The organism is Stenotrophomonas sp. STEN031, assembly GCF_056759975.1.
This window is the reverse complement of sequence record NZ_JBRREA010000006.1, coordinates 1-25,417: the sequence shown is the minus strand read 5'-3', so window position 1 is coordinate 25,417 and position 25,417 is coordinate 1. Positions and strand designations below refer to the sequence as shown.

Sequence of the window (25,417 nt, the reverse complement as noted above, 5' to 3'; positions counted from 1 at the left end):
CGCGGCGGGGGTGGCCCGTGTAGTGCCGAGCCATGCTCGGCAGAGGCCGTAGCGGGAATGCCCCGGCCGAGCATGGCTCGGCACTACATTCGATTCACCCGCCTCCACCACGCTGTACGGACCATCACGCCATATTGACGGGTACGGTTAAATTATCGTGAAACACCCAGCCGCTCCGGTTCCTAGAACACGTGGTGATGCTGTCCCGGGTTACGTGCTCCATGAAGGAGCAGCCGGTTGACTGGGCCCCAGGCACTTCCACAAGTCCAGGTACCCATGATGAAACGACAACTCCTCAGCGCGGCCGTGTGCACCGCCATTGCCGCGTATTCGTCCCTTTCCTTCGCCCAGACCCAGACCGATGCGGACAAAAGGAATGTTGAGACCCTCGACAAGATCACCGTCACCGGCTCGCTGATTCCGCAGGTGCAGGTCGAGACGGCCACGCCCATCACCTCGATCACCGCCCAGGACATCCAGAAGCAGGGCTTCAAGGATGTCTACGAGGTCCTGCGTTCGCAGCCACTGGCGACCGGTGCGGTACAGGACAGCCAGTTCTCCGGCGGTTTCACCTCGGCGGCCAAACCCATCAGCCTGCTCGGCCTGGACCCGGGCTTCACCCTGGTGCTGATCGACGGCAGGCCGATGGCCGATTACCCCTTGCTTTACAACGGCCAGAGCAACTTTGTCGACCTGGCCAGCGTCCCCACCGCCATGGTCGAACGCATCGACATCGCCCCGGGCAACCAGTCCTCGATCTACGGCTCCAGCGCGATCGCCGGCGTGGTCAACATCATCCTCAAGAAGCGGCTGGATGGCACCGAGCTGAGCTTCCGCATGGGCAGCTACGACGGCGGCGGTGGCGGCAACCAGCGCTTCCAGCTGACCAGCGGCCACAGCTGGGACAAGCTTGACCTGACCGCCGGCCTGCAGCTGAGCAACCAGGACCCGATCTACGGCTTCAACCGCAAGGATTTCGACTCCACCAACGACAACCCCGACGTCGCCGCGCGCTATGGCAGCCGCACCTTCGTGCACAACAGCAGCAGCGGTGCCTACATCGACCCGGGCGCAGCAGCCTGCGCACCGCTGGCCGGCCTGTTCGGGGGTACCACCTTCTATGACACCCGCCCTGGTCGCGGCAACTACTGCGGCAGCCGCTACGAGCCGGGTTATTCGACCATCCTCAACAAGGAGCGCAGCGCCTCCGGCTACGCCAACCTCAATTACGCGCTCAACGACAGCACCGACATCTATGCCACGCTGCTGATGAACCGCACCAAGAACGAGAGCAACTCCGGCTCGCGCTTCTGGCAGCCATCGCTGGATACCAGCGGTTATATCTTCAACAACCTCACCGGCGACCTTGAGAGCTACCAGCGCATCTTCTCGCCGGAGGAAACCGGTGACGTCGACTTCAACAACGAGCGCCAGACCGCCGATTCCTACAACGTCGCCATCGGCATCAAGGGCGCGCTGGGCCAGTCGAACTGGGACTACAACGCCTACTACGCGCGCTCCGAGTACCACATCGACAGCCGCCAGTGGTGGCCGTTGAAGGACAAGATGGAAGACTTCTTCCGCGAGCATTTCCTCGGGCCGCAGTTGGGCGACTACTACGGCTATCCGATCTACGAGCCGAACGATGCCGGCTTCTACCAGGCGCTGACCCCGGAGCAGTACCGCAGCTTCCAGGGTGAGATCCGCACCAAGTCCAAGACCTGGACGCAGAACGTCAACCTGCAGTTCACCAACACCTCGCTGTTTACCCTGCCCGCCGGTGACGTCGGCTTCGCCGGCGTGCTGCAGGCCGGCCAGCAATCGTGGAGCAACCCGACAGACACGCGTGTGGTCACCGACCAGTTCTGGGGCCTGAGCGGCACCCAGGGCAAGGGCAAGCGCGACAACTGGGCGGCGGCGGTGGAACTGCGCGTGCCGATCTTCAGCAAGCTCACCGCCAGCCTGTCCGGGCGCTATGACGACTACAAGAACGATGGCGGCGGCAGCGACTCCCGCGCCACCTGGAAGGCGGCACTGGAGTACCGGCCGATCGACTCGCTGCTGTTCCGCGGCAACTACGCCACCGCGTTCAAATCGCCGGACATGTCCTATGTATTTGCCGGCGACAGCGGCTTCTACACCTTCGTGCCTGATTACTACCGCTGTGCCACCGAGCAACCCGGCGTTCCGATTGCCCAGTGCACGCTCAACGACGAGCAGGTCCGCGGCTCCCGCTCCGGCAACGGTGACCTGAAGTCGATCACCGCCAAGTCCTGGGGCGGCGGCGTGGTCTGGTCGCCCAACAGCAGCTTCACGGTCAGCGCCGACTACTACCGGATCAAGATCGACAACAAGGTCGCCGACCTCGACCTGGACCTGCTGTTGCGCAATGAGTCGGCATGCCGCCAGGGCCAGCTGGATGCCAACTCCCCGACCTGCGTCGATGCCCTGCAACGCATCGGCCGTGCCGGCGCGAACGCACCGCAGCCCAACCAGCTCAATACCGTGGCGGTCAACCCGATCAACGTCGCCAAGGAGGATGTCAGCGGCGTCACCGCCAACCTGGACTACCGCTGGGCTACCGACAGCTGGGGCAGCTTCATGCTGGGCGCGCGCTACAACGTCACCCTCAAGCATGAGAGCCAGCAGTATCCGGAGGACCCGGTGATCGACCTGCTGCGCAATCCCTACTACTCCTCGGAGTTCAAGAACATCTTCAGCGGCACCCTGGGCTGGCAGATGGGCGACTGGACCACGACGTTGTATGGCATCCGTTATGGCCGCACGCCCAACTTCGCCGCCCAGGACACCACCGACGGCTATGCCGCCGATGACGCAGGCAAGGTCAAGGCCTGGACCACCTTCAACCTGACCGTGGACTATGCGGTAACCGATGATGTCTCGTTGAGCCTGACCGCCAACAACCTCACCGCTGAACGGCCGCCGCGTGACCGCACCTACACCACGTATCCGTACTACAACATCTTCAACTACAACGGCTATGGCCGCTCGTACATGCTGGAGATGAACTGGCGCTTTGGCCGTAGCCAGTAAACACGATGCAGCAGCAATGAACAGGAGCGGCCACGGCCGCTCCTGTGCTATCTACCCTTCTGCAAGCGCTCGCGCAGCGGCGCGAGCTCGCTGGCATAGCGTTGCCATTCGTCGATATTGCGTGCGTGCACCGGCTCGCGCACCTGCACGCTGCTCAGGGTGGCAGTCGCGGCCGCATTGCGGGTCAGGTCACTGCCACCGCTTTCCGTGGCCAGTCCGCAGCGCTGCAGCACCTGTGCCAAGGCCGCATCCGGGTCGTGCACCATCGCTTCGTAGTCGATCTCCAGCACACGCCCCGGCAGATGCTGCTGCCAGGCCTGCATCAGCTGCGCATGCGCTGCATGGTGCGCAGCCAGGGCGTCAAGCTCATAGCTGTAAGCATAGGAGTCGCCGAACATGGCGCGGTAGTTGGAAAAACACACCGCCATGGGATCGCGCCTGACGTAGACGATCACCGCCTGCGGCAACGCGCGCGCGATCGGGCCTGCCAGCAGGTAATTCGCTGGCAGCTTGTCGATGAAACGGCGCTGCCCATCCAGGCGCCAGCGCGTCTGCCGCAGATAACCGTTGCCGACGGCCGCGTAATCCAGCGTTGGCAGCGCCTGCAGCAAGGCCGGGTCAAGCAGCGCGCGCCCGGCCTGGTCGGCGGCCAGGCGTAATTGCTGGGCAAAATCGCCAAGTTCGCCGGCAGACGCTACCTGCGAATGATTGCCGAGCATGCGCTCAAGCACCGTGGTGCCCGAACGCGGCATGCCGATGATGAAGATGGGCTGTGCGCCCTCTTCCTCATCCGCAGATTCGATTGGCGCGAACGTGCCCGCTGCCGCCAGCCGCGCCATCGCCTCGTGTTGCGCATGATCGGCCAGGCGATCGTGGCGCAGGCGCCGCCACATCGCGGTATTGCCTTGCCGCAGCGCATCCCATGCCGCAGGAAAATCACCGAGGTCTTCCAGCTCCTTGTACAGCGCGAACCACAGCGCGGCGGTGTCCTCGCTGTCCGTTGCCGTTGTTTGCAGCTGCCTGCGCAGGCCATCGACATGGTTGTCGTCTGCACGCCAGCGGCGCAGGCGTGCACGTGTCAGCGCGGCGCGGCCGTGGCCGGGGTTCAACAGCAGGCAGCGCGTGAGTGCCTGCTCGGCCGCTTCCAGCTCACCGTTGAACTGCAGCTGCACGCCAAGGAAGTAGTGGAAATCGGGACTGTCGAATCCCACCGCCGCCGCACGCTGCATCAATTGCAGGGCATCGGCATGCAGCCCGAGTGATTGCAGCACGTGGGCCAGGGCCGCCAGCGTCGGGCTGTCGTTGCAGCGGGCCACGCAGGCGTTGCGCATCAACCGCGCCACGCCCTCGCTGTCGCCAACACGCAGCAAGGCCTGGGCGACGCGCAGCAGCAGCGCCGGGTCGCGATAATCCAGGCTGGCGGCCTGCTGCAGTTGCTGCACGGCCTCGCGCAGCCGCCCCTGTGCCAGGACGGTGCCGGCCAGCATCACCCGCGCATAGGCGTGCGCGGGTTGCTGATCCACCACGGCGCGCAGCTGCCGCTGCGCCTCCGGTATGTCACGCCGGGCCAGAGCGGCCTGTGCGGACTGCCAGGAGGCGCCGGTGTCCATGCCTCAGTTGGACAGGTGCTCGATCGCAGCCACGCTGCCGAGGCGGTCACCCAGCGTGCGCAGCAGCGCCAGCCGGTTGCCACGCAGCGCCGGATCCTCGGCATTGACCATCACCGCGTCGAAGAACGCATCCACCTGCGGGCGCAGGCGGGCCAGGCGGCCGAGCACGGCCACGTAGTCCTTGTGTGCCAGTGCCACACCGGTGTCGTCGATGGCGGCGGTCACCGCCTCGGCCAGCTCGCTCTCGGCCGGTTCACGCAGCAGCGACGGATCGATGCTGCCCGGGATCGCGCCCTCGGCCTTGCGCAGGATGTTGCGGATGCGCTTGTTGGCGGCGGCCAGCGCTTCGGCTTCCGGCAGCTGGGCAAAGGTGCCGATGGCATCGATGCGACGGTCGAAGTCGTACAGCGAGGCCGGCTTCAGCTCGGCGACGGCATTGAAGTGGGTGGCCGGCACGCCCTTGTCGGCGTAGTAGCCCTTCAAGCGGTCGATGATGAAGTCGTACAGCTCGCCCGCATCGGCCTGCACCTTGCGCTCGGCCAGGCCGGCATTGGCCGAAGCCAGCAACGCCGGCAGATCCAGATCAAAGCCCGACTCGATGATGCTGCGGGCCAGACCCAGCGCATTACGACGCAGCGCGAACGGATCCTTGTTGCCGGTCGGCTTCAGGCCAGCGGCAAAGCCGCCGGCCAGCGTGTCCAGGCGTTCGGCAATGGCCAGCACCTTGCCCAGCGGCGACAGTGCGATGTCATCGGCGGCAAAGCGCGGCTGGTAGCTCTCGTCGATGGCCAGCGCCACCGACGGCGATTCGCCACCGGCAACCGCGTAGTGACGACCAGCGATGCCTTGCAGTTCCGGGAATTCATTGACCATGCGCGACTGCAGGTCGTTCTTGGCCAGCTCGGCAGCGCGCTTGGCCTGCACCGGGTCGGCGCCCACCTGCGGCGCGATGATCTGCGCCAGCGCGCTGACCCGCTGCACCTTGTCGGCCACGCTACCCAGCTTGGCCTGGTAGGTGACGGTCTTCAGGCCGTCGCCCATGCCGACCAGACCCTGCTTGAGGTCTTCGTCGAAGAAGAACTTGGCATCGGAGAAGCGCGGGCGGATCACCCGCTCGTAGCCCTTGGAAACCTCGGCCACGTCCCTGGATTCGATGTTGGCGATGCCGATGAACTTCTCGGTCAGCTTGCCGCCGGCATCGAGCACCGGGAAGAACTTCTGGTTGATCTCCATGGTCTCGATCAGCGCTTCCTGCGGCACGGCCAGGAACTCGCGCTCGAAACTGCACAGCACCGCCGCCGGCCATTCGACCAGGTTGACCACCTGCTCCAGGTTGTCGTCGGTGATGCGAGCCACGCCACCCGCCTGTGCGGCGGCGGCATTGACCTCGGCGACGATACGCTCGCGGCGCGCGTCGGCATCGACCAGCACGTTGGCGGCCTTCAGCGATTCAACGTAGTCGGCCGGGTTGCTCAGCCACACCTGCTTGTCGGCCATGAAACGGTGGCCACGGCTGAAGCGGTCAGACGTCAGGCCCAGCAGCTCGGCCGGCACGATGTCATTGCCGTGCAGCAGCACCAGCCAATGCACCGGGCGGGCGAAGGCGTATTCGTGGTTGCCCCAGCGCATCGGCTTGGGGATGGGCATGGCGGCGATGGCCTCGCGCAGGATCTCCGGCAGCAGGCTGGCGGTCTGCGCGCCCGGGGTCACCGAGCGCAGCACGAAACGCTCGCCCTTGGCGTCGGTGGTGCGCTCCAGCGCGGTCCAGTCGATGCCGGCCTTGGCGGCAAAACCCTGCAGCGCCTTGGTCGGCTCGCCATTGGCATCCAGCGCGATGTTCAGGTACGGGCCGAACACTTCCGAGTGCTGCTCGGGCTGCTCGGTTTCCACGCCCGGCAACAGCACGGCCAGGCGGCGCGGGGTCGACAGCGGCTTGGCATCGCCACGCTCGAAGGCCACGCCACGCTTGGCCAGGCCATCGATCACGCCATCGAAGAAGGCCTGCGCCAGGCCCGGCAGGGCCTTGACCGGCAGTTCTTCCACGCCCAGTTCGATCAGCAGCGGCTGCATGCTCATGCCTGCACCTCCTTCGCTGCGACTGCTTCGAGGCGCTTGGCCTCGTACAGCTTGGCCACCGCCTGGGCCAGCGCGCGCACGCGCAGGATGTAACGCTGGCGCTCGGTCACCGAGATGGCGCGGCGCGCGTCGAGCAGATTGAACGAATGCGAGGCCTTGCAGACCTGTTCATAGGCCGGGAGCGGCAGGCCGGCTTCCACCAGCTTCTGCGCTTCCTTCTCGCAGGCGTCGAAGCGATGGAACATTTCTTCCACGTCGGCGTACTCGAAGTTGTAGGTGCTCTGCTCCACCTCGTTCTGGTGGTAGACATCGCCATAGGTGACCGGGGTGCCGTCCGGGCCGTAGGTCCAGATCAGGTCATAGACGTTGTCGCAGTTCTGCAGGTACATGCAGAGCCGCTCCAGGCCGTAGGTGATCTCGCCCAGTACCGGCTTGCACTCCAAGCCACCGGCCTGCTGGAAGTAGGTGAACTGGGTGACTTCCATGCCGTTGAGCCAGATTTCCCAGCCCAGGCCCCAGGCGCCCAGGGTCGGCGATTCCCAGTTGTCCTCGACAAAGCGCAGGTCGTGCACCAGCGGGTCGATGCCCAGCGCCTTGAGCGAGTCCAGGTAGAGCTGCTGGATGTTGTCCGGGCTCGGCTTCATCGCCACCTGGTACTGGTAGTAGCGCTGCAGGCGGTTGGGGTTCTCGCCGTAGCGGCCGTCGGTGGGACGGCGCGAGGGCTGCACGTAGGCGGCATTCCAGCTTTCCGGGCCGATCGAGCGCAGGAAGGTGGCCGGGTGGAAGGTGCCGGCACCGACCTCCAGGTCCAGCGGCTGGATCAAGACACAGCCCTGTTTCGCCCAGAAATCATTGAGGGTCTGGATCAGTCCCTGGAAGGTAATCGAAACGGGGGGAGTCGCGGACATGCTGCCTGAGCCGTACGTAAGGGGTGCGTTAGTATAGCGACCGACCGCGCGATGGCCGCGCCAGCAAGGGGTTTGGGGTGGAAAACGCGGCTGTGGAAGGCACTCAGGCACCGTCACCGCAGGTGGCTATCGCCCCCGGGAGACTGCAGTTTTCCAATATTGCCAGCGCACTGCTGGCCGATGGGCTGGTGGCCCTGCACGACCAGGAGCGGATCCGGTTTTCCGCGCAGGGCGCGCGCAATGCCAGCGAGGTCCACCCGCTGGTGCTGCTGGCCAACCTCAAACTGGCCGCCGCGCAGGGCAGCGGCGAGCTGAGCCTGGAGCGGCTGACCGAATGGCTGGCCCAGCGCACCCACTGCCGCTACCTGCGCATCGACCCGACCCGGGTCGACGTCGCCGGCGCCACCGCCGTGGTCTCCCACGCCTATGCGCGCCGACACCGCATCCTGCCGCTGGCGGTGGACAGCGAGCGCGTGCTGGTGGCCACCAGCGAGCCGATGGCGCGCGACTGGGTGCCCGACCTGCAGCACCTGAGCCGGCGCCGCATCGACACGGTACTGGTCAATCCGCTGGACCTGCACCGTTATTCGATGGAGTTTTTCGGTGTCACCCGCTCGGTGCGCAGCGCCCGCAGCGACAGCCGCGACGGCAGCAACAGCAGCGGCCTGCCCAGCTTCGAGCAGCTGGTGGAGCTGGGCCGCGCCGGCGACGTCAATGCCGACGACCACCATGTGGTCAGCATCGTCGACTGGCTGCTGCAGTACGCCTACGAGCAGCGCGCCAGTGACATCCACCTGGAGCCACGCCGCGACATGGGCCGGGTGCGTTTCCGCATCGACGGCGTGCTGCACAAGGTGTTCGAGCTGCCGCCGTCGGTGATGACCGCGGTGGTCAGCCGCATCAAGGTGCTGGGGCGCATGGACCTGGCCGAACGCCGGCGCCCGCAGGACGGCCGCATCAAGACCCGTTCGCCGGGTGGGCGCGAGGTGGAGATGCGCCTGTCGACCATGCCGACCGCGTTTGGCGAGAAGTGCGTGATGCGCATCTTCGACCCCGACTCGACATTCAAGAGCATCGAGCAGCTGGGCTTCAGCCCGGAAGAAGCCGCTGGCTGGAACGAACTGGTGGCGCGCCCGCATGGCATCGTGCTGGTCACCGGCCCGACCGGTTCGGGCAAGACCACCACCCTGTATTCCACACTCAAGCGGCTGGCCACGCCGGACGTGAACGTGTGCACGGTGGAGGACCCGATCGAAATGATCGCGCCCGAATTCAACCAGATGCAGGTGCAGACCAACATCGACCTGGATTTCGCCTCCGGCGTGCGTACCCTGCTGCGACAGGACCCGGACATCATCATGATCGGCGAAATCCGCGACCTGGAAACCGCGCAGATGGCGGTCCAGGCCTCGCTGACCGGGCACCTGGTGCTGTCCACCCTGCATACCAACGACGCGCCCTCGGCGATCACCCGCCTGCTTGACCTGGGCGTGCCGCACTACCTGATCGCCTCCACCGTCAACGGCGTGCTGGCGCAGCGCCTGGTGCGCACCCTGTGCCCGCACTGCAAGGCGCCAGACACGCTGACGGACGCCGATTGGGCACCGCTGCGTCATGCCCATGAAGCATTACCAGATGTGGTCACGGCATATGCGCCGGTCGGTTGCCTGGAGTGCCGGCGCACCGGTTACATGGGCCGGATCGGCTTGTATGAGCTGCTGCCACTGGGTTCGCGGCTGCGCGCCCTGATCACCCGCGACATGGATCTGGCCGGTTTCAGCAAGGCCGCGGCAGCCGATGGCCTGCGCACCCTGCGCCGCACCGGGCTTGAAAAGGTGGCCGCAGGGCTGACTACAATCGAGGAAGTCCTGTCAGTACTACCGCCACCGGAATGAAGTCCCAGCCGTTCTTGATCGTTGAAACCGGGCAACCGTTCCCGACCCTGCGCCGTTACGGCCGTTTCCCGCACTGGATCCGCGTGGCCGCCGGGCTGGAAGAAGCCGATACCGTGGTGGTCAACGTAGAGCGCGGCGAACAGCTGCCGGAACGCAGGGACTTCGCCGCCACGATCGTCACCGGCTCGGCCGCCTTCGTCACCGACCGCGCCGACTGGAGCGAGCGCAGCGCCGACTGGTTGCGTGACGCCGCCCACGCCGGCATGCCGCTGCTGGGCATCTGCTACGGCCACCAGCTGCTGGCCCATGCGCTGGGCGGCGAGGTTGCCTACAACCCGGCCGGGCGCGAGTCCGGCACCATCCGCCTGGAGCTGGAGGCCCCGGCCGCGGCCGACCCACTGTTCGCCGGCCTGCCGGCCAGCTTCCCGGCCCACGCCACCCACCTGCAGACCGTGCTGCGCGCGCCCGAAGGGGCCACCGTGCTGGCCCGCTCGGTGCAGGACAACTGCCACGCCTTCCGCTGGGGCGAGCAGGCCTGGGGCCTGCAGTTCCACCCCGAGTTCGCCACCCACCACATGCGTGGCTATGTGCGCGCCCGCGCCGACTGCATCGCGCGCCATGGCGGCTGCGCCCGCAGCGTGGCCCGCGACGTCAGCGCCGCACCACTGGCCCGCCAGCTGCTGCGCCGTTTTGTCCGCCACGTACGCCGCGAGACGCATTGAACCTGCGGTTGTTTTGTAAGAGCGGCGCCAGCCGCGAAGCCGGCAATGCTGCAATTTCGGCCATCTCCGCAATCTGACGATTCATGGGTTTCGCGGCTGACGCCGCTCCCACAAAGGCCGAAGGGCCAGCCCATGTAGTGCCGAGCCATGCTCGGCAGAGGCCTTCCCAGCAATCCACCCCGTAGTGCCGAGCCATGCTCGGCAGAAGCCTTCCCGGCAACCCAACCGGTAGTGCCGAGCCATGCTCGGCAGAAGCCTTCCCGACAACCCAACCGGTAGTGCCGAGCCATGCTCGGCAAGAGGCCTTCCCGGTAGAGCCCCTGCCGAGCATGGCTCGGTACTACCAACCGCCTCTTCGCTTCGCGAAAGGGAGGGGGCAAACCCCACCGTTACTTTGTCCTCATAAACCCGAGCCGGGTTTCAGGCGATAATCCGCCCAGCGCCGGCCTGTTGCCCGCGCACTCCCCCGTTTCGGAATTGCAATGAGCGAGATTCGCAAGGTACCGGCCTCCGCCGGTGCGGAATGGCTGCTGACCGGTTTTGGCCTGCTCAAGCGCGCGCCGCTGGCGCTGGGTTCGCTGGGCATCCTGTGGGGCGTCGGCACCTCGCTGGTGCTGTCGCTGTCGATGCTGGTGCCCGCCCTGGGCTCGGTGGTGCAGCTGCTGCTGTTGTTGGCCGGCCCGTTGTTCATGGGCGGCATGCTGTGGGCGATCCGCGAGGTCGACCAGGGCCGAACCGCCAAACCTGCGCATTTGCTGCAGGGCGTGCAGGACGGCCGCGCACCGCACCTGCTGGTCGCCCTGCTGCCACAACTGTTCGCCGCCCTGCTGCTGGGCACGCTGCTGCTGGTCCTGGTCGGTACCGATGGCCTGCAACAGCTGTCGGTGGTGATGGTCAAGCTCAATGAGCTCAGCCAGTCCGGTGCGCAACCGGACCCGGCGCAGATCGAGGCCCTGGTGGCGACGCTGCCGGCCGGGCGCATCCTGCTGTGGCTGCTGTTGCTGATCGCCAGCTTCGTCGCGCTGACGCTTGCGCTGTTCGTGATGCCGCCGCAGGTGATGTTCGAACGCTCCGGTGGCATGCACGCACTGCGCGAAAGCCTGCGCGCCAGCATCCACAACCTGCCGGCGATGCTGGTGTTCTTCGTATTGGCCTTCATCGCCATCTTCGCGATCTATTTCGCGGTGATCATCGTGGCGCTGTTCATCGGCCTGATCGCCGGCCAGGTAGCGGCCATGGCGGTTGCCCAGCTGCTGTTGATGGCGATCCTGATGCCGGTCTTTGCCGGTGCCGTGTATGCGGCGTGGAAGCAGATGCTGGCGCCGGCCGATGCGGCAGGCCCGACCCCGCCGCCGGTCAGCAAGGGCCACGTGTTCGAAGCCTGATCCAGGCTGTCACGCCGCTTGCAGCAAGGCCGCGCAGAGATGCGCGGCCTTCTTGTTTCACACCGTGTCGCGGCTGCGCTTGATCAGGTACATGGCCTGGTCGGCCGCATGCAGCAGGGCATCGACCTCGGCGCCGTCCGCAGGATAGGCCGCCACGCCGATGCTGGCGGCGATAGCCAGGGTGAGGTCTTCGCCATCACGCAGGTAGTGCATCGGCGCCTGCAGCGACTGCGTCACCCGCGCCATCAGCCGATGGGCGTCGTTGATGTCATCAAGTTCTTCCAGCACCAGCGCGAACTCATCGCCGCCCAGCCTGGCCACGGTGTCGTTCTCACGCAGCGCGCCGCGCAAGCGTGCGGCCAGCTCGATCAGCACCGCATCGCCGGCACCATGGCCCCAGGTGTCGTTGACCTCCTTGAAGCGGTCCACGTCCACATAGACCAGCGCGAACATGCCGCCGTGGCGCTGCGCACGGTGATGCGCACTTTCCAGCCGGTCCATGAACAAGGCGCGGTTGGGCAGGCCGGTGGGCATGTCATGCATGGCCAGATGGCGCATTTCCTGCTCCATCTGCTTGCGCTGCTCGACTTCGATCTCCAGCTGGCGGTTGCGCGCGGACAGCTCGCTCAGCGCATCACGCAACGCCACCCGGTGCCGGTACAGCTCCAGGAATACCTGCACCTTGGACAACAGGATGGTCGCTTCCAGCGGCTTGGCCATGTAGTCGACGGCGCCGAAACCATAACCCTTGAGCCGGTGCACGTCGTCGGCGTAGGTGGCGGTGACGAAGATGATCGGGGTCTGCCGGGTGGTCTCCTCCTGCGACAGGATCTCGGCCACTTCAAAGCCGTTGATGTCCGGCATGTAGACATCCAGCAGCACCAGCGCGAACTCATCGTCCAGGGTGGCCTTCAGTGCATCGTTGCCCGATGCGGCCTCGACCACTTCCACGTCGAGCTTGGCCAGCACCCGGCGGATCACCAGCAGGTTGGCGGGGTTGTCATCCACCGCGAGGATCTTGGGGCGCTGCAATACCGCCGGCTTGGTCACGAGCATAATGCTTCCAGCAAAAAGGGAATTTCGGGGAGCGGCAGGCAGTAATCGGCGCCAGCCAGCTCCAGTGCGGCGGCCGGCATCATAGCCACTTGCGCCGTTTCCGGGTCCTGAACGATCAGTGTGCCACCGGAGCGTCGTATCCGCGCGCACCCTTCGGCACCGTCGGAATTCGCCCCGGTCATCAACACAGCCACCAGCTGCTCGCGCCAGACCTCGGCCGCAGATTCAAACAGAACATCGATCGAAGGGCGTGAAAATGCCACCCGCGGGTCGATGCTGAGGGCAAAACGGCCGTTGCGCTCCATCAGCAGATGGTAGCCCGAGGGGGCCACATAAACCCGTCCCGGTTCAGGCAACTGGCGTTCTTCGGCCTCCTGCACCGGCAGGCCACTGCGGCTGGCCAGCAGCTCGCAGAACACCCGCATGTCCTCCGAACCGCTGTGGCAGACCACCACCATCGGCACCGGCAGCGGCCCTGACAGCCCGCCCAGCAACTGGTGCAGGGCCGCCAGCCCGCCGGCCGAGCACCCCACCACAACCGCCTGTGGAGGCTGCCCGGATGCGGTTTTCACAGTAGGCCACCGGCATTGCGGTACAGCCGCAGTTCGGCGTCCAGCGGCACGAAATCGCGCGCGCTCGGAGCGAAACGGATCGATTCGCGGTTGCCCAGGCACAGGAAGCCACCGCGGCTGAGGCTGTTGCGGAACAGGCCGAGCACCCGGTCCTGCAGCGTGTCGGAGAAGTAGATCAGCACGTTACGACACAGTATCAGCTGTGCCTCGGTGAACACGCCATCGCAGACCAGGTTGTGGTTGGCGAAGGTGACCCGCTCCTTCAGCCGTTCATCCAGCTTCATGAAATCGTAGCGGGCATGGTAGTAATCGGACAGCGTGTGGCGGCCACCGGCCGCCAGGTAATTCTCCGAATACAGGCGCGCGTCGCGGATCGGGAAGATGCCTTCCTGCGCCTTGGCCAGCGCTTCATCGCTGAAGTCGGTGGCATAGATCTGGCAGCGATCGTACAGGCCGGCCTCCTTCAGCAGGATGGCCAACGAGTAGACCTCCTGCCCATGCGCGCAACCGGCCTGCCAGATATTGATCTGCGGGTAGGAGGCCAGTACCGGAAAAACCTCGTCGCGCAGCTTGCGGAACACCGCCGGGTTGCGAAACATCTCCGACACCGGCACCGACAGCTTGGCGATCACCTGCGGCACCATCTCGTCCTCGCGCAGCACGCGCGCGGTCAACTCGCTGACGCTGGGCAGGCTCAGCCCATGCGCCAGCGCCAGCACCCGCCGCTTCAGCGAAGACGGCGCGTAACCAGTGAAGTCATAGCCATGCCGGCGCGACATCGCGGTGATGAAGGCATCGACCTCGATGTCGTCGATGTCATCGCGTTGCGCCTGTGGTGTGACCGGGCCTACTTTTGCAGCCATACGCGCATCATCGACAGCAGCTTGTCCAGGTCCACCGGTTTGGTGAGGTAGTCATTGGCACCGGCGTCCAGGCACTTGTCACGGTCGCCGTGCATCGCCTTGGCGGTGACGGCGATGATCGGCAGGTTGCTCCACTGCGGCAGCTTGCGGATCTCGCGGGTGGTTTCGTAGCCGTCCATGCCCGGCATCATGATGTCCATCAACACCAGCTCGATGGACGGGTTCTCCTGCAGCTGTTGCAGCGCCTTGTAACCGTCCTGCGCCATCGACACGTTGACGCCGCGCGCGCGCAGCGACTTGGACAGGGCAAACAGGTTGCGCATGTCGTCATCGACCAGCAGCACCTGGCGGCCGCCCAGATTATTGTCGTCGGACGGCGTGGCGTTGGCACCGCGCGAACCGATGCTGTGCAGGAACAGGCTCACCTCATCAAGCAGGCGCTCGGGCGAACGCTGGCCCTTGATCACGATGCTGTCGGTGTACTGGCGCAGCTTGAGGCTGTCCTCGCGGCTCAGGTCCTGGCCGGAATAGATCACCACCGGCGGCACCGCCACCAGCGTGGCGGCCTTCTCCAGGAATTCGATGCCGGAAATGCCGCCCAGGTTGAGGTCCAGCACGATGCAGTCGTAGCTGTGGGTGGCGATGCGCTCCAATGCCTCCTCACCAGAGGCAACCTGGTCGATCTCGACGTTGTCGGCCTGCAGCAGGCGGGTCAACGCCAGCCGCGAATCCGGATCGTCGTCGACCAGCAACAACTTGCGCACGATCTTGCCGGCCACATCCAGCAGGTGGTCGAACGCGGCCACCAGTGCCTTGCGATCCACCGGCTTGGTCAGGTAGCCGACCGCACCCAGGGCTACGCCCTTGGCGGCCTCATCCACGGCGGAGATGAAGTGCACCGGGATGGCGGCGGTGACCGGGTCATGCTTGAGGTGCTGCAGCACCGACCAGCCGTCCATGCCCGGCAACATCACGTCCAGCAGGATGCCGGTGGGGCGATAACGGCGTGCCAGTTCCAGGCCGCTTTCGCCATCGGCGGCGGCAAGCGCGCGGTGGCCCTTGCGGCGGATCAGGTCGACCAGGATGCGGGCGAAGGCCGGGTCGTCCTCCACCGTCAGGATCACCGTCTCGCCGGCGGCGATGGCGTGGCGGTCATCGGGAATCCAGTCGATCAGCTGCGCGGTGGCGACACGGGCCGGGCCCGGCGTGGGCGCCGGACGCTGCTCGATGGTTGCCTGCGTCGCCGCCACTGCGCTGCTGAGGCCCGCCGACAACAGCGGCAGCACCAGGCTGAAGCTGCTGCCCTTGTCCTGTTCGCTGTCCACCACCAGCTGGCCGCCCAGCAGCTGCGCCAGGCGCCGTGCAATGGCCAGGCCCAGGCCGCTGCCACCGTAGTGGCGGCTGGTGCTGGAATCGACCTGCTCGAAGGCCTCGAAGATCGAATCCAGGCGTTCTTCGGGAATGCCGATGCCGGTATCACGCACGCTCAGCGCCACGTGCTGCGCATCGGCAGCGGCGCCGATGCGGGTCAGCATGGCGTTGTCAGCCATCGCCATATGCAGGGTCACCGAGCCTTCGCGGGTGAACTTGAAGGCATTGCCGAGCAGGTTGTTGAGTACCTGCTGCAGCTTGGAGCGATCGGTGACCAGCGCTTCGGGCATCGACGGGTCCACCTCGATGGCGAACTCCAGGCGGTTCTCCATCGCCATATGGCGGAAGTGGCGTGTCACCTCGCGGGTGATGGCGTCGACCTTCACTTCTTCGCGGTACACGTCCATCTTGCCGGCCTCGATCTTGGACAGATCGAGGATGTCGTTGATCAGGCGCAGCAGGTTGGAACCGGAGTCATGGATGACCGCGGCGGCCTCCACTTCCTCCGCGTCCAGGTGGCCGCTCTCGTTCTCGGCCAGTTCCTTGGACAGGATCAGCAGGCTGTTGAGCGGGGTGCGCAGCTCGTGCGACATATTGGCCAGGAAGTCGGTCTTGTACTGGCTGGCGCGCGCCAGCTCCTGCGCCTTGAACTCGGTCTCGCGCTGCAATACCTGCAGCACGTCCTTCTGTTCGTTGAGCACTTCGGTCTTCTGCCGCAGCTCTTCGTTGGAGGCCTGCAGTTCCTCGGCCTGCACGCGCAGTTCTTCTTCCGACGCAGACAGGCGCTGGGCCTGCTCTTCCAGCTCGACGGTCTTGCCCTGCAGTTCTTCGTTGGTGGCGCGCAGCTCTTCTTCCTGCGCCTGCAAGGCCAGCTGCGAGACCTGCAGTTCCTCGGCCTGGGCACGGGTACGATCCAGCAGCAGCTGGGTCTCGTCGGCGCGGCAGATATTGTCCAGGCCCAGTGCCACGGTCGGCAGCACGGCGTCGATGAAGGCTTCCTGGGTAGTACTGAAATGGCCGAAGGTGCCGAACTCGAACACGCCCAGCAGGCGGTCCTTCAACAGCAGCGGCACCGCCACCAGGTGGCGCGGCTGCGCCTCGCCCAGTGCCGAGTGCACGCCGAAGAAGTCATCCGGCACCTGCTGCACGCTGATGCGCTTGCGCTCCAGCGCCGCCTGCCCGATCAGTCCGTCGCCCAGCCCGTATTGCAGGCCCAGGTGCTTGCGCCGCTGGAAGCCGTAGCTGCCTTGCAGGCGCAGCAGCTTCTCTTCCTCGTTCCAGGCGAAGAACACGCCGATCGGCGCCTCGATACGCGGCGCGATCTGCGAAACCAATGCCTGCGCGTAGTCGTCCGGGGTCTGTGCAACCTGCAGTTCGCCGCCAACTTCACCGACACTGAGCTTGACCCAGTTGGCATCACGCGACTCCAGCGAGTTGCGCCGGAAGACCTCCAGCGCTCGGGCGATCTCACCGATCTCGTCACCGCGCTGCAGGCCGGCGATTTCCACGTCCAGCTCGCCATTGGACAGGCGCGTCATCTTGTCGGTCAGGCGGTTGATCGGGTTCACCACCAGCCGCGAGATCATCCACAGCGCAAGAATGATGATGATGAAACCCAGCACCAGCAGCACCAGCGAAATCGTGTGCGCGCGGGCGATCCAGCGGCTCATCTGGCTGCGGTCGCTGAGCAGCTGGGTCATCTCCGCGTCGTAGATCTCATCCAGCGCGTCGGCCAGCGCATTGCCCTGGCCGCCGTTGCTGAGTGCATCCAGCTGCTGCACCTGGGTGAGCGGGGCCGCGCCGGCCGCTGGCCGCAGCACCGACATCACTTCCTCATCCCAACGGCTGGCCTGCAGCTGCGTGCGGCGCAGGCGCTCGGCCACCGCATCGGTGCCGGCGGCGGTCAATGCCGCGGTCAATGCGGTGTCACGGCGTGCGCGCTGCCTGGACAGCGCGTCCATATGGCTCTCGCCATCGCCCAACAGGTAATTGCGGACGGCGATCTGCTGCAGGCGCACAGCCTGGATCGCATCCTCGACCTGACGGATCACTTCGATCTGCACGCCCTCGTGGCGGCGCGCGTCATCGTCGCGTCCGGAGGTACGGTAACTGACCACGCTGGTGGCCAGGAAACAGAGGAAAACCAAGCCAAATGCCGCCAGCATCTTGCTCAGCAGGGGCACATTGTTGATCCAGCTACTCTTCTTTTGCGTCATGCAGGGGTCCCCCGGGGTGCTACCACGCCTGCCAATCCGCGCGGCCTCTTTTCAGTGAAAATAGCGCAGATTGCTGACTACCGCCTGCTACGGTTGAATCAGGGCGCCGCCGTCTTGCCCTGGTCGCGCGGCTGCAGCCAGCGGGCCGCATGGATGCCCAGCTCGTAAAGGAAACACATGGGGATCGCCAGCATCAGCTGGGAGACCACATCCGGCGGGGTCAGCACCGCGGCCAGCACAAAGATACCGACGATCGCGTAACCGCGGCCTTCACGCAGCTGCTGCGGGCTCACCCAGCCCAGCAGGACCAGGATCACCATCGCCACCGGCAGCTCGAAGCTGGCACCGAAGGCAAAGAAGATGGCCAGCACGAAATCCAGGTAGGCATTGGCATCGGGCGTGATGGCGATCACATCCGGGCGGAAGGTGGTCAGGAAATGGAAGACCGCCGGCAACACCAGGAAAAAGGCGAACGCACAACCGATGTAGAACAGGGCGACCGCCGAGCCCAGCAGCGGCACCGCCAGGCGCTTCTCACGGGCGTACAGCCCCGGCGCCACGAATGCCCAGGCCTGGTACAGCAGCCATGGCACCGCCACGAACAGGGCGGCGAAGAAGGTCAGCTTCAACGGCGCGAAGAACGCACCAGCCGGATTGGTGGCGATCATCGATTGCCCGGCCGGCAGCTGCGAGATCAGCGGCGTGGCCAGATGGGTGTACAGGGTGCGCGAGAACGGCATCAATGCCAGCAGCACCACACCAAGACCCAGCAGCGCGCGGACTACCCGTGAGCGCAGCTCGATCAGGTGCTCGATCAGGCTGCTTTCGTTGAAATCCGCCGCGCTCATGGGCTGCGCTCCTGGCTGGCCGGTGCCGGCACGTCACCCAGCGGGATGCTGCGATTGATCTCGGCATCGGTGGCAGCCTGGCTGTCGACCGCCGCCGTCGGCTGCGAGGGCTCGGATTCTGCCGACACAGGCAGCGCAGCTTCCGGCGTGGCGGTGGGCGCGACCGGCCGCGGCTCGATGGCGCGCGGTTCGATCACCCGCTCAGCGGCCGATTCCGGCAACTCCACCTCGCGCTTGAACGCATCGGCCTGCTCACGCACCTGCCCGGCCTGGTCGTGCAGCCCGGCCTCGGCCTGCTGCATCGACTGGCGTACATCCTGCAGGTTGCGCTTGAGTTCTTCGGCATGCAGTTCGCGTTCCAGCTCCTGCTTGACCGAATCCCACTGGTTGCGGGCACGACGTACCCACAGCCCGGCAAAACGCGCTGCCTTGGGCAGACGTTCCGGGCCGAGGACCACCAGGGCGACCACTGCGATCAGCAGCAGTTCGCTGAAGCCGATATCAAACACGTCGAACGCTCAGGATCAGCGCGCGTCGCGGTCGTGCTCGGCCTGCTTCTCGCCGCTCTTGGCGGCATCGCGCGATTCGTCGCCCAGCTGTGCAGCCGGCTTGTCCTCGTCACGCATACCTTTCTTGAACTCTTTGACCGCACTGCCCAGATCCTTGGCGCCGCTCGTCAACCGCTTGGTGCCAAACACCAGCAGCACGATGACCAGCACGACCAACCAGTGCCAGATGCTGAAACTGCCCATGATCTGCTCGCGTTATCTGTGTGGAGGTTGTTGAGCATAGCGCACAAGGTATTCGCTGATCGCTATGCCAAAGGTCAGTTGCCGCCGTCCAGGCTCTCGGTGCGGATTTCACCTTCGGAAACCGGCTGGAAACCCTGCTGCGGCGCCGGTTCAGTCGTGGCGTGCTGCAACGGCGCGGTGGTCGCGGTATCGGTACCGGTGGTGGTCGTGGCTGCCGGTGCCTGCACGCTGACCGCATTGCTGCGCGGCGCGCTTGCCGCCACCGGTGCGCCGCTGCCCTGGGTACCGCGCTTTTCACGCGCGGCGTAGGTGGACTCTTCCAGGCGGTCGCGGAAGGACACCACGTCGGACGACGGCGCAGTATTCAGGCGGCCTTCCAGGATCATGCGCGGGGTGGTGTTCTGGCCGTAGGCATCGAGGTTGGCGGCGTCGTCGATCTGCAGGGCCGCGCCATCCAGCGCCACGCCAGCAAACAGACCGCGGGCGCGCGACCACGACCAGATCTCGGCCTTGAGCTGGCCATCGGTGGCCGCAGCGGCACTGCGACCGACCGGGCCTGCGGCGACACCGGCGTCGGCGCCGAGGGTGAACTTGCCGTTGACGATATTGTCCAGGCTGCGGTCGTTGCGGAACACCAGGATCACGTCCGAAGACTGCACGCCGGCCTGGAAGCCAATGCTGCCGCCGGTAAGCTTGATGAATACGGGGTTGGACCAGCTGCCATCGGCCGTTTTCACCGACATCAGGCCATGACCACGACGCCCACCCAGCACCAGGCCGGCCTTGATCGTGTCGGGGATGACGATGATGGCGCGGCCTTCATCGAGCAGCTTGTCCGGGATCGCCTGCTCGGGGATGTCCTGGATTTCATTGAGCACCCGCACCGCATTGCGGGCGCGCTGATCTTCCTGCGGACCGGCCACGGCGGTGGCGGACAACAGGCTCGCGGACAGCAGCAGAACGAGGCACGGCAGGCGGCGCATGGGTAACTCCGTAGGTCGATGCATAGAAAGATAGCGCAAGTGCCTGAAATTAGTAGCGTGGCTCTGAATAGCTGGTGAGCGGGCGTGAGGCACTACAGCAAACCTGCTGCGCTCCCTTCCCCGCCCATACCTGCGAAAATGGCCGAATGTCCGACGCACCCATCACCGCGCTGCTCGCGGTCAATCTAGGCACGCCCGAGACACCGACCGCTCCTGCGGTGCGGCGCTATCTGGCCGAATTCCTCAGCGACCCCCGCGTGGTGTCCATCCCCGCCCTGCTATGGAAACCGCTGCTGCACGGGCTGATCCTGCCCCTGCGCAGCGGCCGTTCGGCGCAGAAGTACGCCCAGGTCTGGTTGCCCGAAGGCTCGCCGCTGGCGGTCTATACCCGCCGCCTGGCCGAGGCGATGCAGGGCCAGCTGCCGCAGTGGCGGGTGCGCGAGGCCATGCGCTACGGCGAGCCGGCCCTGCTGCCCGCGCTGGATGCATTGGCCGCCGAAGGCATGCAGCGGATCGTGGTGCTGCCGCTGTATCCGCAATACTCCACCACCACCACCGCCTCCATCGAGGACCGCGTCCAGCAATGGCAGGCACGCAATCCGACGGTGACGGTGCAGACCATCCGCGACTACGCCGACGACCCGGCCTGGGTCGCGGCGGTCGCCGCCTCCATTGCCGATTACTGGGCCGAACATGGCCGCGGCGGCAAGCTGATGTTCTCCTTCCATGGCATCCCGCAACGCTTGGCCGACGCTGGCGATCCCTACCCGCAGCGCTGCGAGGCCAGCGCCAAGGCCATTGCCACGGCGCTCGGCCTGACCCGCGATGACTGGGAGCTGGCCTATCAATCGCGTTTTGGCCGCGAGCGCTGGCTACAGCCCTACGCCGAGCCGCGGCTATGGGAACTGGCCGAAGGCGGCATCAAGACCCTGGACGTGGTCTGCCCGGGTTTTGCCACCGATTGCCTGGAAACCCTGGAAGAAGTGCAGATGGGCTTCACCGAAACCCTGGCCGAACGTGGCGCGCGCATGCGCTACATTCCCTGCCTCAATGACAGCAGCGCCCATGCCGCTGCGTTGGCCGCGCTGGCGGCGGCGCAGCCGGCATGAACGCAACGCCTTTTGAACTGCAGCTCGATGGCATCCGCGTCGCCGGCCTGCGCGCCGGCAACCCGGATGGCCTGAAAGTGCTGGCCCTGCACGGCTGGCTCGACAATGCAGCCAGCTTCCTGCCGCTGGCCGCGCAACTGCCCACGCTCGACCTGGTGATGGTCGACCTGCCCGGCCATGGCTACAGCGACCATCTGCCGCTGACCACGCCCTACACCACCCCGCACGCGATCGTGCAGACCCTGGCCATTGCCGATGCACTGGGCTGGGAGCGCTTTGTATTGCTGGGCCATTCGATGGGTGCGGCGATTGCCAGCCTGGTCGCTGCGGTGGCCGGTGAACGGGTGCAGGCACTGGTATCGATCGAGGCCCTGGGCGGCCTCACCGCCCCGGCCGGGGAAACCGTGCAGCGCCTGCGCACCTATGTGGAAGCGATGCTGAAGCTGGACGCCAAGCAGCTGCGGGTATTCCCCGACCTGAGCGCGCCGGTCCGCGCGCGGATGATGGTCAACCAGCTCAGCGAGGCCTCCGCACGCCTGCTGATTGAACGCGGGGTCAAAACCGTCGACGGCGGCTGGAGCTGGCGCAGCGATCCGCGGCTGATGCTGCCCACCGCCGTGCGCATGACCGAGGAACAGGTCTGCGATGTGGTCAGCGCCATCCTCTGCCCGGTGCAGGTGATCTACGCCACCCCGGCCCAGCCTTACTTCCCGGAACCGGAACGCAGCCAGCGCGCGGCGTTGCTGCCCGATGGACGCCTGCACACCCTGCCCGGCCATCACCATGTGCACATGGACGACCCCGGGGCCGTCGCAGCGATCATCCGAGACTTCATCGCTGCATTGCCCGACGCCAGCTGAATAAGACACCCGGTGTGTACGCCACCGGGTTCAGTAGTGCGTACGGCAGCCGATAACCCCGGCATTGCCGTAATCGAGAAGAAGTCCCGCAGCCTCGCAACGGGTGCTGCGCGTCCCACCATCGCATGCTCCCCCGCCCCGCCCTCCGGCCCGGTGTCATCACCGGCCTGATCCTGCTCGCCTGCTGGCTGGGTTGGACCACGACCAGCGTAGCCGCGCTCGGCCACCGCCCCGGTGGTGACGAAGCGGCGGTGACTGCGCTGGTGGATGGACTGCGCGCACAGGGGCAACTGCCTGCAACGGCCGCGCCGTTGGCAATCCGGCTGAACACGCCCGGTTGCGATTGCGTACAGGACGAGCAGGCCTGGCAACAGCTCAACATCGCGCTTCAGGCACACGGCGCGCGCACCCTCACCCTGACCACCACCGCCGCCTACGAGCTGCTGGTGCTGGCGGCCGATGGCCACCCGCTCTATGCCGGTCCGCTGCGTCCGTCGGCACTGGCCTGTGGCCGCAGCGATGCAGCTTTGGCCAGCTGGCTGCCGGCCTTGCTCACCGAACGCAGCCCGCCGCTCTTCCTTCCCTCCCGCTGTTCCTGTTGACCAGGAGTTCCCGATGTCCGCTCGCCCCCACGCCACGACGCCACCTCCCGACGCCTATTACACGCAGCTGGCCTGCGCGGCGGACCGACTGTTCCTGTACTTCGGCCTGATCCTCGGCCTGGCCTCGCTGGCGCTGGCGCTGTGGTCGGGGCAGTGGCTGCCGTTCTACGCCGTCAGCCTGCCTTCGCTGGCGCTGATGGCGGTGCAGATCAAGCTGGCACCGGGCAGCCTGCTCAGCCGGGTCACCGTGGCCTTGGTGCTGATGGCGCTGGTCGCCGCCACCATCCAGCAGGCCAACGGCCTGGTGGAGATGCATTTCGGTGTCTTCGTGGTGATCGCGCTGCTGCTGTACTACCGCGACTGGATCCCGGTGGTGGTTGCTGCCGCCGCGATCAGCGTGCATCACCTGGCCTTCTATTGGCTGCAGACGCGTGGCCTGCCGGTACGCGCCTTCGCTGCGGGCAGTGGCTTCGGCATCGTGTTGCTGCACGCATTGTACGTGGTGGTGGAAACCGCCTTCATCAGCGCGATGGCGGTGCAGCTGCGCCGCCAGGTACTGACCCTGGGCGCAGCGCCCGCGCGCCTGCGCGCGATGGTGGATGCCATCGCCAGTGGCGAAGACAGTGACGCCATCGGTGACGACCATCGGGTCGCACCCGGCAGCCTCGCCGACGGCGTGCTGCGGATGCGCCACCAGCTTGCCCAACGGCACCAGCAGGAAACCGCCCTGCACCACGAGAACACCCAGATCCGCGCCTCGCTGGACGCCTCCCGTACCGGCATGATGATCGCCGACAACGAGCACATCATCCGCTACGTGAACCGTTCCGTGGTGGCGCTGCTGCGCAACCAGCAGGAAACGCTGCGCAAGGCCTTCCCCGACTTCAACGTCGACACCTTGATCGGCAGCAGCATCCATCGCTTCCACGCCAACCCGGCGCGCATCCGCGGCATGCTCGACCAACTGCAGAAGCCCCACAACGGCCAGATCAGGATCGGTCCGGTACATTTCAGCCAGGTGGTGACGCCGGTGTTCAACGCTGACGGCAGCCGCAGCGGCTTCGCGGTGGAGTGGCATGACCGCACCCAGGAACTGCTGCTGGAGAACAGCGTGGCCGACATCGTCGCCGCCGCCTCGGCCGGTGCGCTCGACCAGCGCCTGCAGACCGTAGCCGAAACCGGCTTCATCCAGACCCTCACCACCGGCATCAACCAGCTGCTGGAGGTGGTCGCCACCACCACCGGTGAACTGCGCGCGATGCTGTCCGCGTTGGCCGCTGGCGACCTGGACCATCGTGTGCGCGGTGACTACGCCGGCGATTTCGAGGCGATGAAGATCGACGCCAACCTGACCGCCGAACGCCTGACCGGGATCGTAGGCCAGATCAAACAGTGCTCGCTGGCGATCAACAGCGCCGCCCACGAACTGGCTGCAGGCAATGACGACCTGTCGCGCCGCACCGAGCAACAGGCCGCCAACCTGGAGGAAACCGCCGCCTCGATGGAGGAACTGACTTCGACCGTGCGCGAGAACGCGGCGTCGGCCCGCCACGCCAACCAGCTGGCAGTGGGTGCGGCCGATGTCGCCGCACGTGGCGGCGATGTGGTTGGCCAGGTGGTCGCGACGATGCAGGCGATCGAGCTGTCATCCAAGCGGATTGCCGAAATCATCGGCGTGATCGACGGCATCGCCTTCCAGACCAACATCCTGGCACTGAATGCCGCAGTGGAGGCCGCGCGTGCCGGCGAGCAGGGCCGCGGCTTCGCGGTGGTGGCGTCGGAAGTCCGCAGCCTGGCGCAGCGCTCGGCCACGGCCGCGCGCGAGATCAAGGAGCTGATCGTCGATTCGATGGGCAAGGTGGATGATGGTGCCGCGTTGGTGGCGCAGGCCGGCAGCACCATGAATGAGATCGTCGGTTCGGTACAGCAGGTCAGCGACATCGTCGCGCGGATTGCGGCAGCCTCGCAGGAACAGTCGGCCGGCATCGAGCAGGTCAATCACACCGTCGTGCAGATGGATGAGACCACCCAGCAGAATGCCGCCCTGGTGGAAGAAGCCAGCGCGGCCGCGCGTTCGATGGAAGCGCAGGCAGATGCCTTGGCGGAGGCGGTTTCGGTGTTCCGCTATTCGGCGGAGATTGAGGCTGAGATCGGAGTGATGCGGCGGGCGGGATGAGGTTGTTGCAGCTGGAAGGATTGCCTTTGTTTCTGCATTTTCTTTTGCTACGGCTGTTGCAGAGATAGAGATAGAGATAGAGATAGCAGTAGCAGGAGCGGGAGCAAAGGCACCCCTCCCTAGCCCTCCCCTTGCCTACGGCAAAGGGAGGGGACGGAGCATGCACTTGGCAGCTGCTTCGACGCCGGCAGCGCCCGCCGTTCTCCCTCCCTTTGCCGCAGGCAAGGGGAGGGTTGGGGAGGGGTGCTTTTGGCTTTTGGCTTTTGGCTTTTGGCTTTTGGCTTTTGGCTGTTGGCTTTTGCGTTTTGGCGTTTCGTGTTTGGGTTTCGGGTTTGGGGTTTTGGGTGGTGGGAGAAGCG

Annotated in this window: 19 protein-coding genes; 8 read left to right on the top strand and 11 right to left on the bottom strand. The window is 66.0% G+C overall.

What is annotated here, in order from left to right; genetic code table 11:
- Window positions 1–279 precede the first annotated feature (279 nt).
- Window positions 280–3,054, top strand: coding sequence for a TonB-dependent receptor (locus ACVOLQ_RS04165; protein ID WP_481527180.1), 2,775 nt, complete (start codon window positions 280–282; stop codon window positions 3,052–3,054).
- 47 nt (window positions 3,055–3,101) lie between these two features.
- On the opposite strand, the gene ACVOLQ_RS04160 is transcribed toward ACVOLQ_RS04165, so the two are convergent.
- From ACVOLQ_RS04160 to glyQ, 3 genes are read right to left on the bottom strand one after another with little or no spacing between them, the layout of a single operon-like run.
- A complete protein-coding gene (locus tag ACVOLQ_RS04160; protein ID WP_481527179.1) occupies window positions 3,102–4,664 on the bottom strand; it encodes a tetratricopeptide repeat-containing sulfotransferase family protein in 1,563 nt (520 codons plus the stop codon).
- Between the two features lie 3 nt (window positions 4,665–4,667).
- The gene (gene glyS, locus ACVOLQ_RS04155) at window positions 4,668–6,740 is read right to left on the bottom strand and encodes a glycine--tRNA ligase subunit beta (RefSeq protein ID WP_481527178.1); all 2,073 of its coding nucleotides are present in this window, start codon (window positions 6,738–6,740) and stop codon (window positions 4,668–4,670) included.
- Window positions 6,737–7,648, bottom strand: a complete 912-nt coding sequence (gene glyQ / locus ACVOLQ_RS04150) for a glycine--tRNA ligase subunit alpha (protein WP_293711779.1) — start codon at window positions 7,646–7,648, stop codon at window positions 6,737–6,739. The genes glyS and glyQ overlap by 4 nt, the downstream gene beginning before the upstream one ends.
- Before the next feature lie 122 nt (window positions 7,649–7,770).
- Between glyQ and ACVOLQ_RS04145 the strand changes: the two genes are divergently transcribed.
- From ACVOLQ_RS04145 to ACVOLQ_RS04135, 3 genes are all read left to right on the top strand, one after another.
- Window positions 7,771–9,543, top strand: coding sequence for a GspE/PulE family protein (locus tag ACVOLQ_RS04145; protein ID WP_481527239.1), 1,773 nt, complete (start codon window positions 7,771–7,773; stop codon window positions 9,541–9,543).
- The gene (locus tag ACVOLQ_RS04140) at window positions 9,540–10,265 is read left to right on the top strand and encodes a glutamine amidotransferase (protein WP_481527177.1); all 726 of its coding nucleotides are present in this window, start codon (window positions 9,540–9,542) and stop codon (window positions 10,263–10,265) included. The genes ACVOLQ_RS04145 and ACVOLQ_RS04140 overlap by 4 nt, the downstream gene beginning before the upstream one ends.
- A gap of 482 nt (window positions 10,266–10,747) precedes the next feature.
- Window positions 10,748–11,650, top strand: a complete 903-nt coding sequence (locus ACVOLQ_RS04135; protein WP_481527176.1) for a BPSS1780 family membrane protein — start codon at window positions 10,748–10,750, stop codon at window positions 11,648–11,650.
- A 57-nt stretch (window positions 11,651–11,707) separates the two neighbouring features.
- Here the strand turns inward: ACVOLQ_RS04135 and ACVOLQ_RS04130 are convergent, their stop codons facing one another.
- From ACVOLQ_RS04130 to ACVOLQ_RS04095, 8 genes are all read right to left on the bottom strand, one after another.
- A complete protein-coding gene (locus ACVOLQ_RS04130; RefSeq protein ID WP_481527175.1) occupies window positions 11,708–12,706 on the bottom strand; it encodes a diguanylate cyclase domain-containing protein in 999 nt (332 codons plus the stop codon).
- Window positions 12,697–13,278: a chemotaxis protein CheB gene (locus ACVOLQ_RS04125; RefSeq protein ID WP_313172780.1), complete on the bottom strand. Its 582-nt coding sequence runs from the start codon at window positions 13,276–13,278 to the stop codon at window positions 12,697–12,699. The genes ACVOLQ_RS04130 and ACVOLQ_RS04125 overlap by 10 nt, the downstream gene beginning before the upstream one ends.
- The gene (locus tag ACVOLQ_RS04120) at window positions 13,275–14,141 is read right to left on the bottom strand and encodes a CheR family methyltransferase (protein WP_313172781.1); all 867 of its coding nucleotides are present in this window, start codon (window positions 14,139–14,141) and stop codon (window positions 13,275–13,277) included. The genes ACVOLQ_RS04125 and ACVOLQ_RS04120 overlap by 4 nt, the downstream gene beginning before the upstream one ends.
- Complete coding sequence (locus ACVOLQ_RS04115) at window positions 14,126–17,728, bottom strand: response regulator (protein ID WP_481527174.1); 3,603 nt, start codon at window positions 17,726–17,728, stop codon at window positions 14,126–14,128. The genes ACVOLQ_RS04120 and ACVOLQ_RS04115 overlap by 16 nt, the downstream gene beginning before the upstream one ends.
- Before the next feature lie 98 nt (window positions 17,729–17,826).
- Entirely contained in the window at window positions 17,827–18,576 is a 750-nt protein-coding gene (tatC, locus tag ACVOLQ_RS04110; RefSeq protein WP_481527173.1) for a twin-arginine translocase subunit TatC, read from the bottom strand.
- Entirely contained in the window at window positions 18,573–19,085 is a 513-nt protein-coding gene (gene tatB, locus ACVOLQ_RS04105; RefSeq protein WP_481527172.1) for a Sec-independent protein translocase protein TatB, read from the bottom strand. The genes tatC and tatB overlap by 4 nt, the downstream gene beginning before the upstream one ends.
- Before the next feature lie 15 nt (window positions 19,086–19,100).
- Window positions 19,101–19,328, bottom strand: coding sequence for a Sec-independent protein translocase subunit TatA (gene tatA, locus ACVOLQ_RS04100; RefSeq protein WP_313172785.1), 228 nt, complete (start codon window positions 19,326–19,328; stop codon window positions 19,101–19,103).
- Between the two features lie 74 nt (window positions 19,329–19,402).
- Window positions 19,403–20,311 carry a lipid-binding SYLF domain-containing protein gene (locus ACVOLQ_RS04095; RefSeq protein ID WP_313172786.1) on the bottom strand — a complete coding sequence of 303 codons (909 nt, stop codon included), beginning with the start codon at window positions 20,309–20,311 and terminating at the stop codon, window positions 19,403–19,405.
- Window positions 20,312–20,457: 146 nt separating this feature from the next.
- Here ACVOLQ_RS04095 and hemH point away from each other — a divergent pair, with 146 nt between their 5' ends.
- The 4 genes from hemH (at window position 20,458) to ACVOLQ_RS04075 (ending at window position 25,058) form a co-directional block, all read left to right on the top strand.
- The gene (gene hemH / locus ACVOLQ_RS04090) at window positions 20,458–21,420 is read left to right on the top strand and encodes a ferrochelatase (RefSeq protein ID WP_481527171.1); all 963 of its coding nucleotides are present in this window, start codon (window positions 20,458–20,460) and stop codon (window positions 21,418–21,420) included.
- Window positions 21,417–22,280, top strand: a complete 864-nt coding sequence (locus ACVOLQ_RS04085; RefSeq protein ID WP_481527170.1) for an alpha/beta fold hydrolase — start codon at window positions 21,417–21,419, stop codon at window positions 22,278–22,280. The genes hemH and ACVOLQ_RS04085 overlap by 4 nt, the downstream gene beginning before the upstream one ends.
- Before the next feature lie 125 nt (window positions 22,281–22,405).
- Window positions 22,406–22,882, top strand: a complete 477-nt coding sequence (locus ACVOLQ_RS04080; protein ID WP_481527169.1) for a hypothetical protein — start codon at window positions 22,406–22,408, stop codon at window positions 22,880–22,882.
- Between the two features lie 13 nt (window positions 22,883–22,895).
- Complete coding sequence (locus ACVOLQ_RS04075) at window positions 22,896–25,058, top strand: methyl-accepting chemotaxis protein (RefSeq protein ID WP_481527168.1); 2,163 nt, start codon at window positions 22,896–22,898, stop codon at window positions 25,056–25,058.
- Window positions 25,059–25,417 lie beyond the last annotated feature (359 nt).

Excerpts from the sequence above, each read along its gene's own strand:
- ACVOLQ_RS04135 (WP_481527176.1), top strand. The coding sequence starts at position 10,748 with ATGAGCGAGATTCGCAAGGTACCGGCCTCCGCCGGTGCGGAATGGCTG.
- ACVOLQ_RS04160 (WP_481527179.1), bottom strand. The coding sequence starts at position 4,664 with ATGGACACCGGCGCCTCCTGGCAGTCCGCACAGGCCGCTCTGGCCCGG.
- ACVOLQ_RS04075 (WP_481527168.1), top strand. The coding sequence starts at position 22,896 with ATGTCCGCTCGCCCCCACGCCACGACGCCACCTCCCGACGCCTATTAC.
- hemH (WP_481527171.1), top strand. The coding sequence starts at position 20,458 with ATGTCCGACGCACCCATCACCGCGCTGCTCGCGGTCAATCTAGGCACG.
- ACVOLQ_RS04115 (WP_481527174.1), bottom strand. The coding sequence starts at position 17,728 with ATGACGCAAAAGAAGAGTAGCTGGATCAACAATGTGCCCCTGCTGAGC.
- ACVOLQ_RS04130 (WP_481527175.1), bottom strand. The coding sequence starts at position 12,706 with ATGCTCGTGACCAAGCCGGCGGTATTGCAGCGCCCCAAGATCCTCGCG.
- tatC (WP_481527173.1), bottom strand. The coding sequence starts at position 18,576 with ATGAGCGCGGCGGATTTCAACGAAAGCAGCCTGATCGAGCACCTGATC.
- ACVOLQ_RS04140 (WP_481527177.1), top strand. The coding sequence starts at position 9,540 with ATGAAGTCCCAGCCGTTCTTGATCGTTGAAACCGGGCAACCGTTCCCG.
- glyS (WP_481527178.1), bottom strand. The coding sequence starts at position 6,740 with ATGAGCATGCAGCCGCTGCTGATCGAACTGGGCGTGGAAGAACTGCCG.
- ACVOLQ_RS04120 (WP_313172781.1), bottom strand. The coding sequence starts at position 14,141 with ATGGCTGCAAAAGTAGGCCCGGTCACACCACAGGCGCAACGCGATGAC.
- ACVOLQ_RS04080 (WP_481527169.1), top strand. The coding sequence starts at position 22,406 with ATGCTCCCCCGCCCCGCCCTCCGGCCCGGTGTCATCACCGGCCTGATC.
- tatA (WP_313172785.1), bottom strand. The coding sequence starts at position 19,328 with ATGGGCAGTTTCAGCATCTGGCACTGGTTGGTCGTGCTGGTCATCGTG.
- ACVOLQ_RS04095 (WP_313172786.1), bottom strand. The coding sequence starts at position 20,311 with ATGCGCCGCCTGCCGTGCCTCGTTCTGCTGCTGTCCGCGAGCCTGTTG.
- ACVOLQ_RS04165 (WP_481527180.1), top strand. The coding sequence starts at position 280 with ATGAAACGACAACTCCTCAGCGCGGCCGTGTGCACCGCCATTGCCGCG.
- glyQ (WP_293711779.1), bottom strand. The coding sequence starts at position 7,648 with ATGTCCGCGACTCCCCCCGTTTCGATTACCTTCCAGGGACTGATCCAG.
- ACVOLQ_RS04085 (WP_481527170.1), top strand. The coding sequence starts at position 21,417 with ATGAACGCAACGCCTTTTGAACTGCAGCTCGATGGCATCCGCGTCGCC.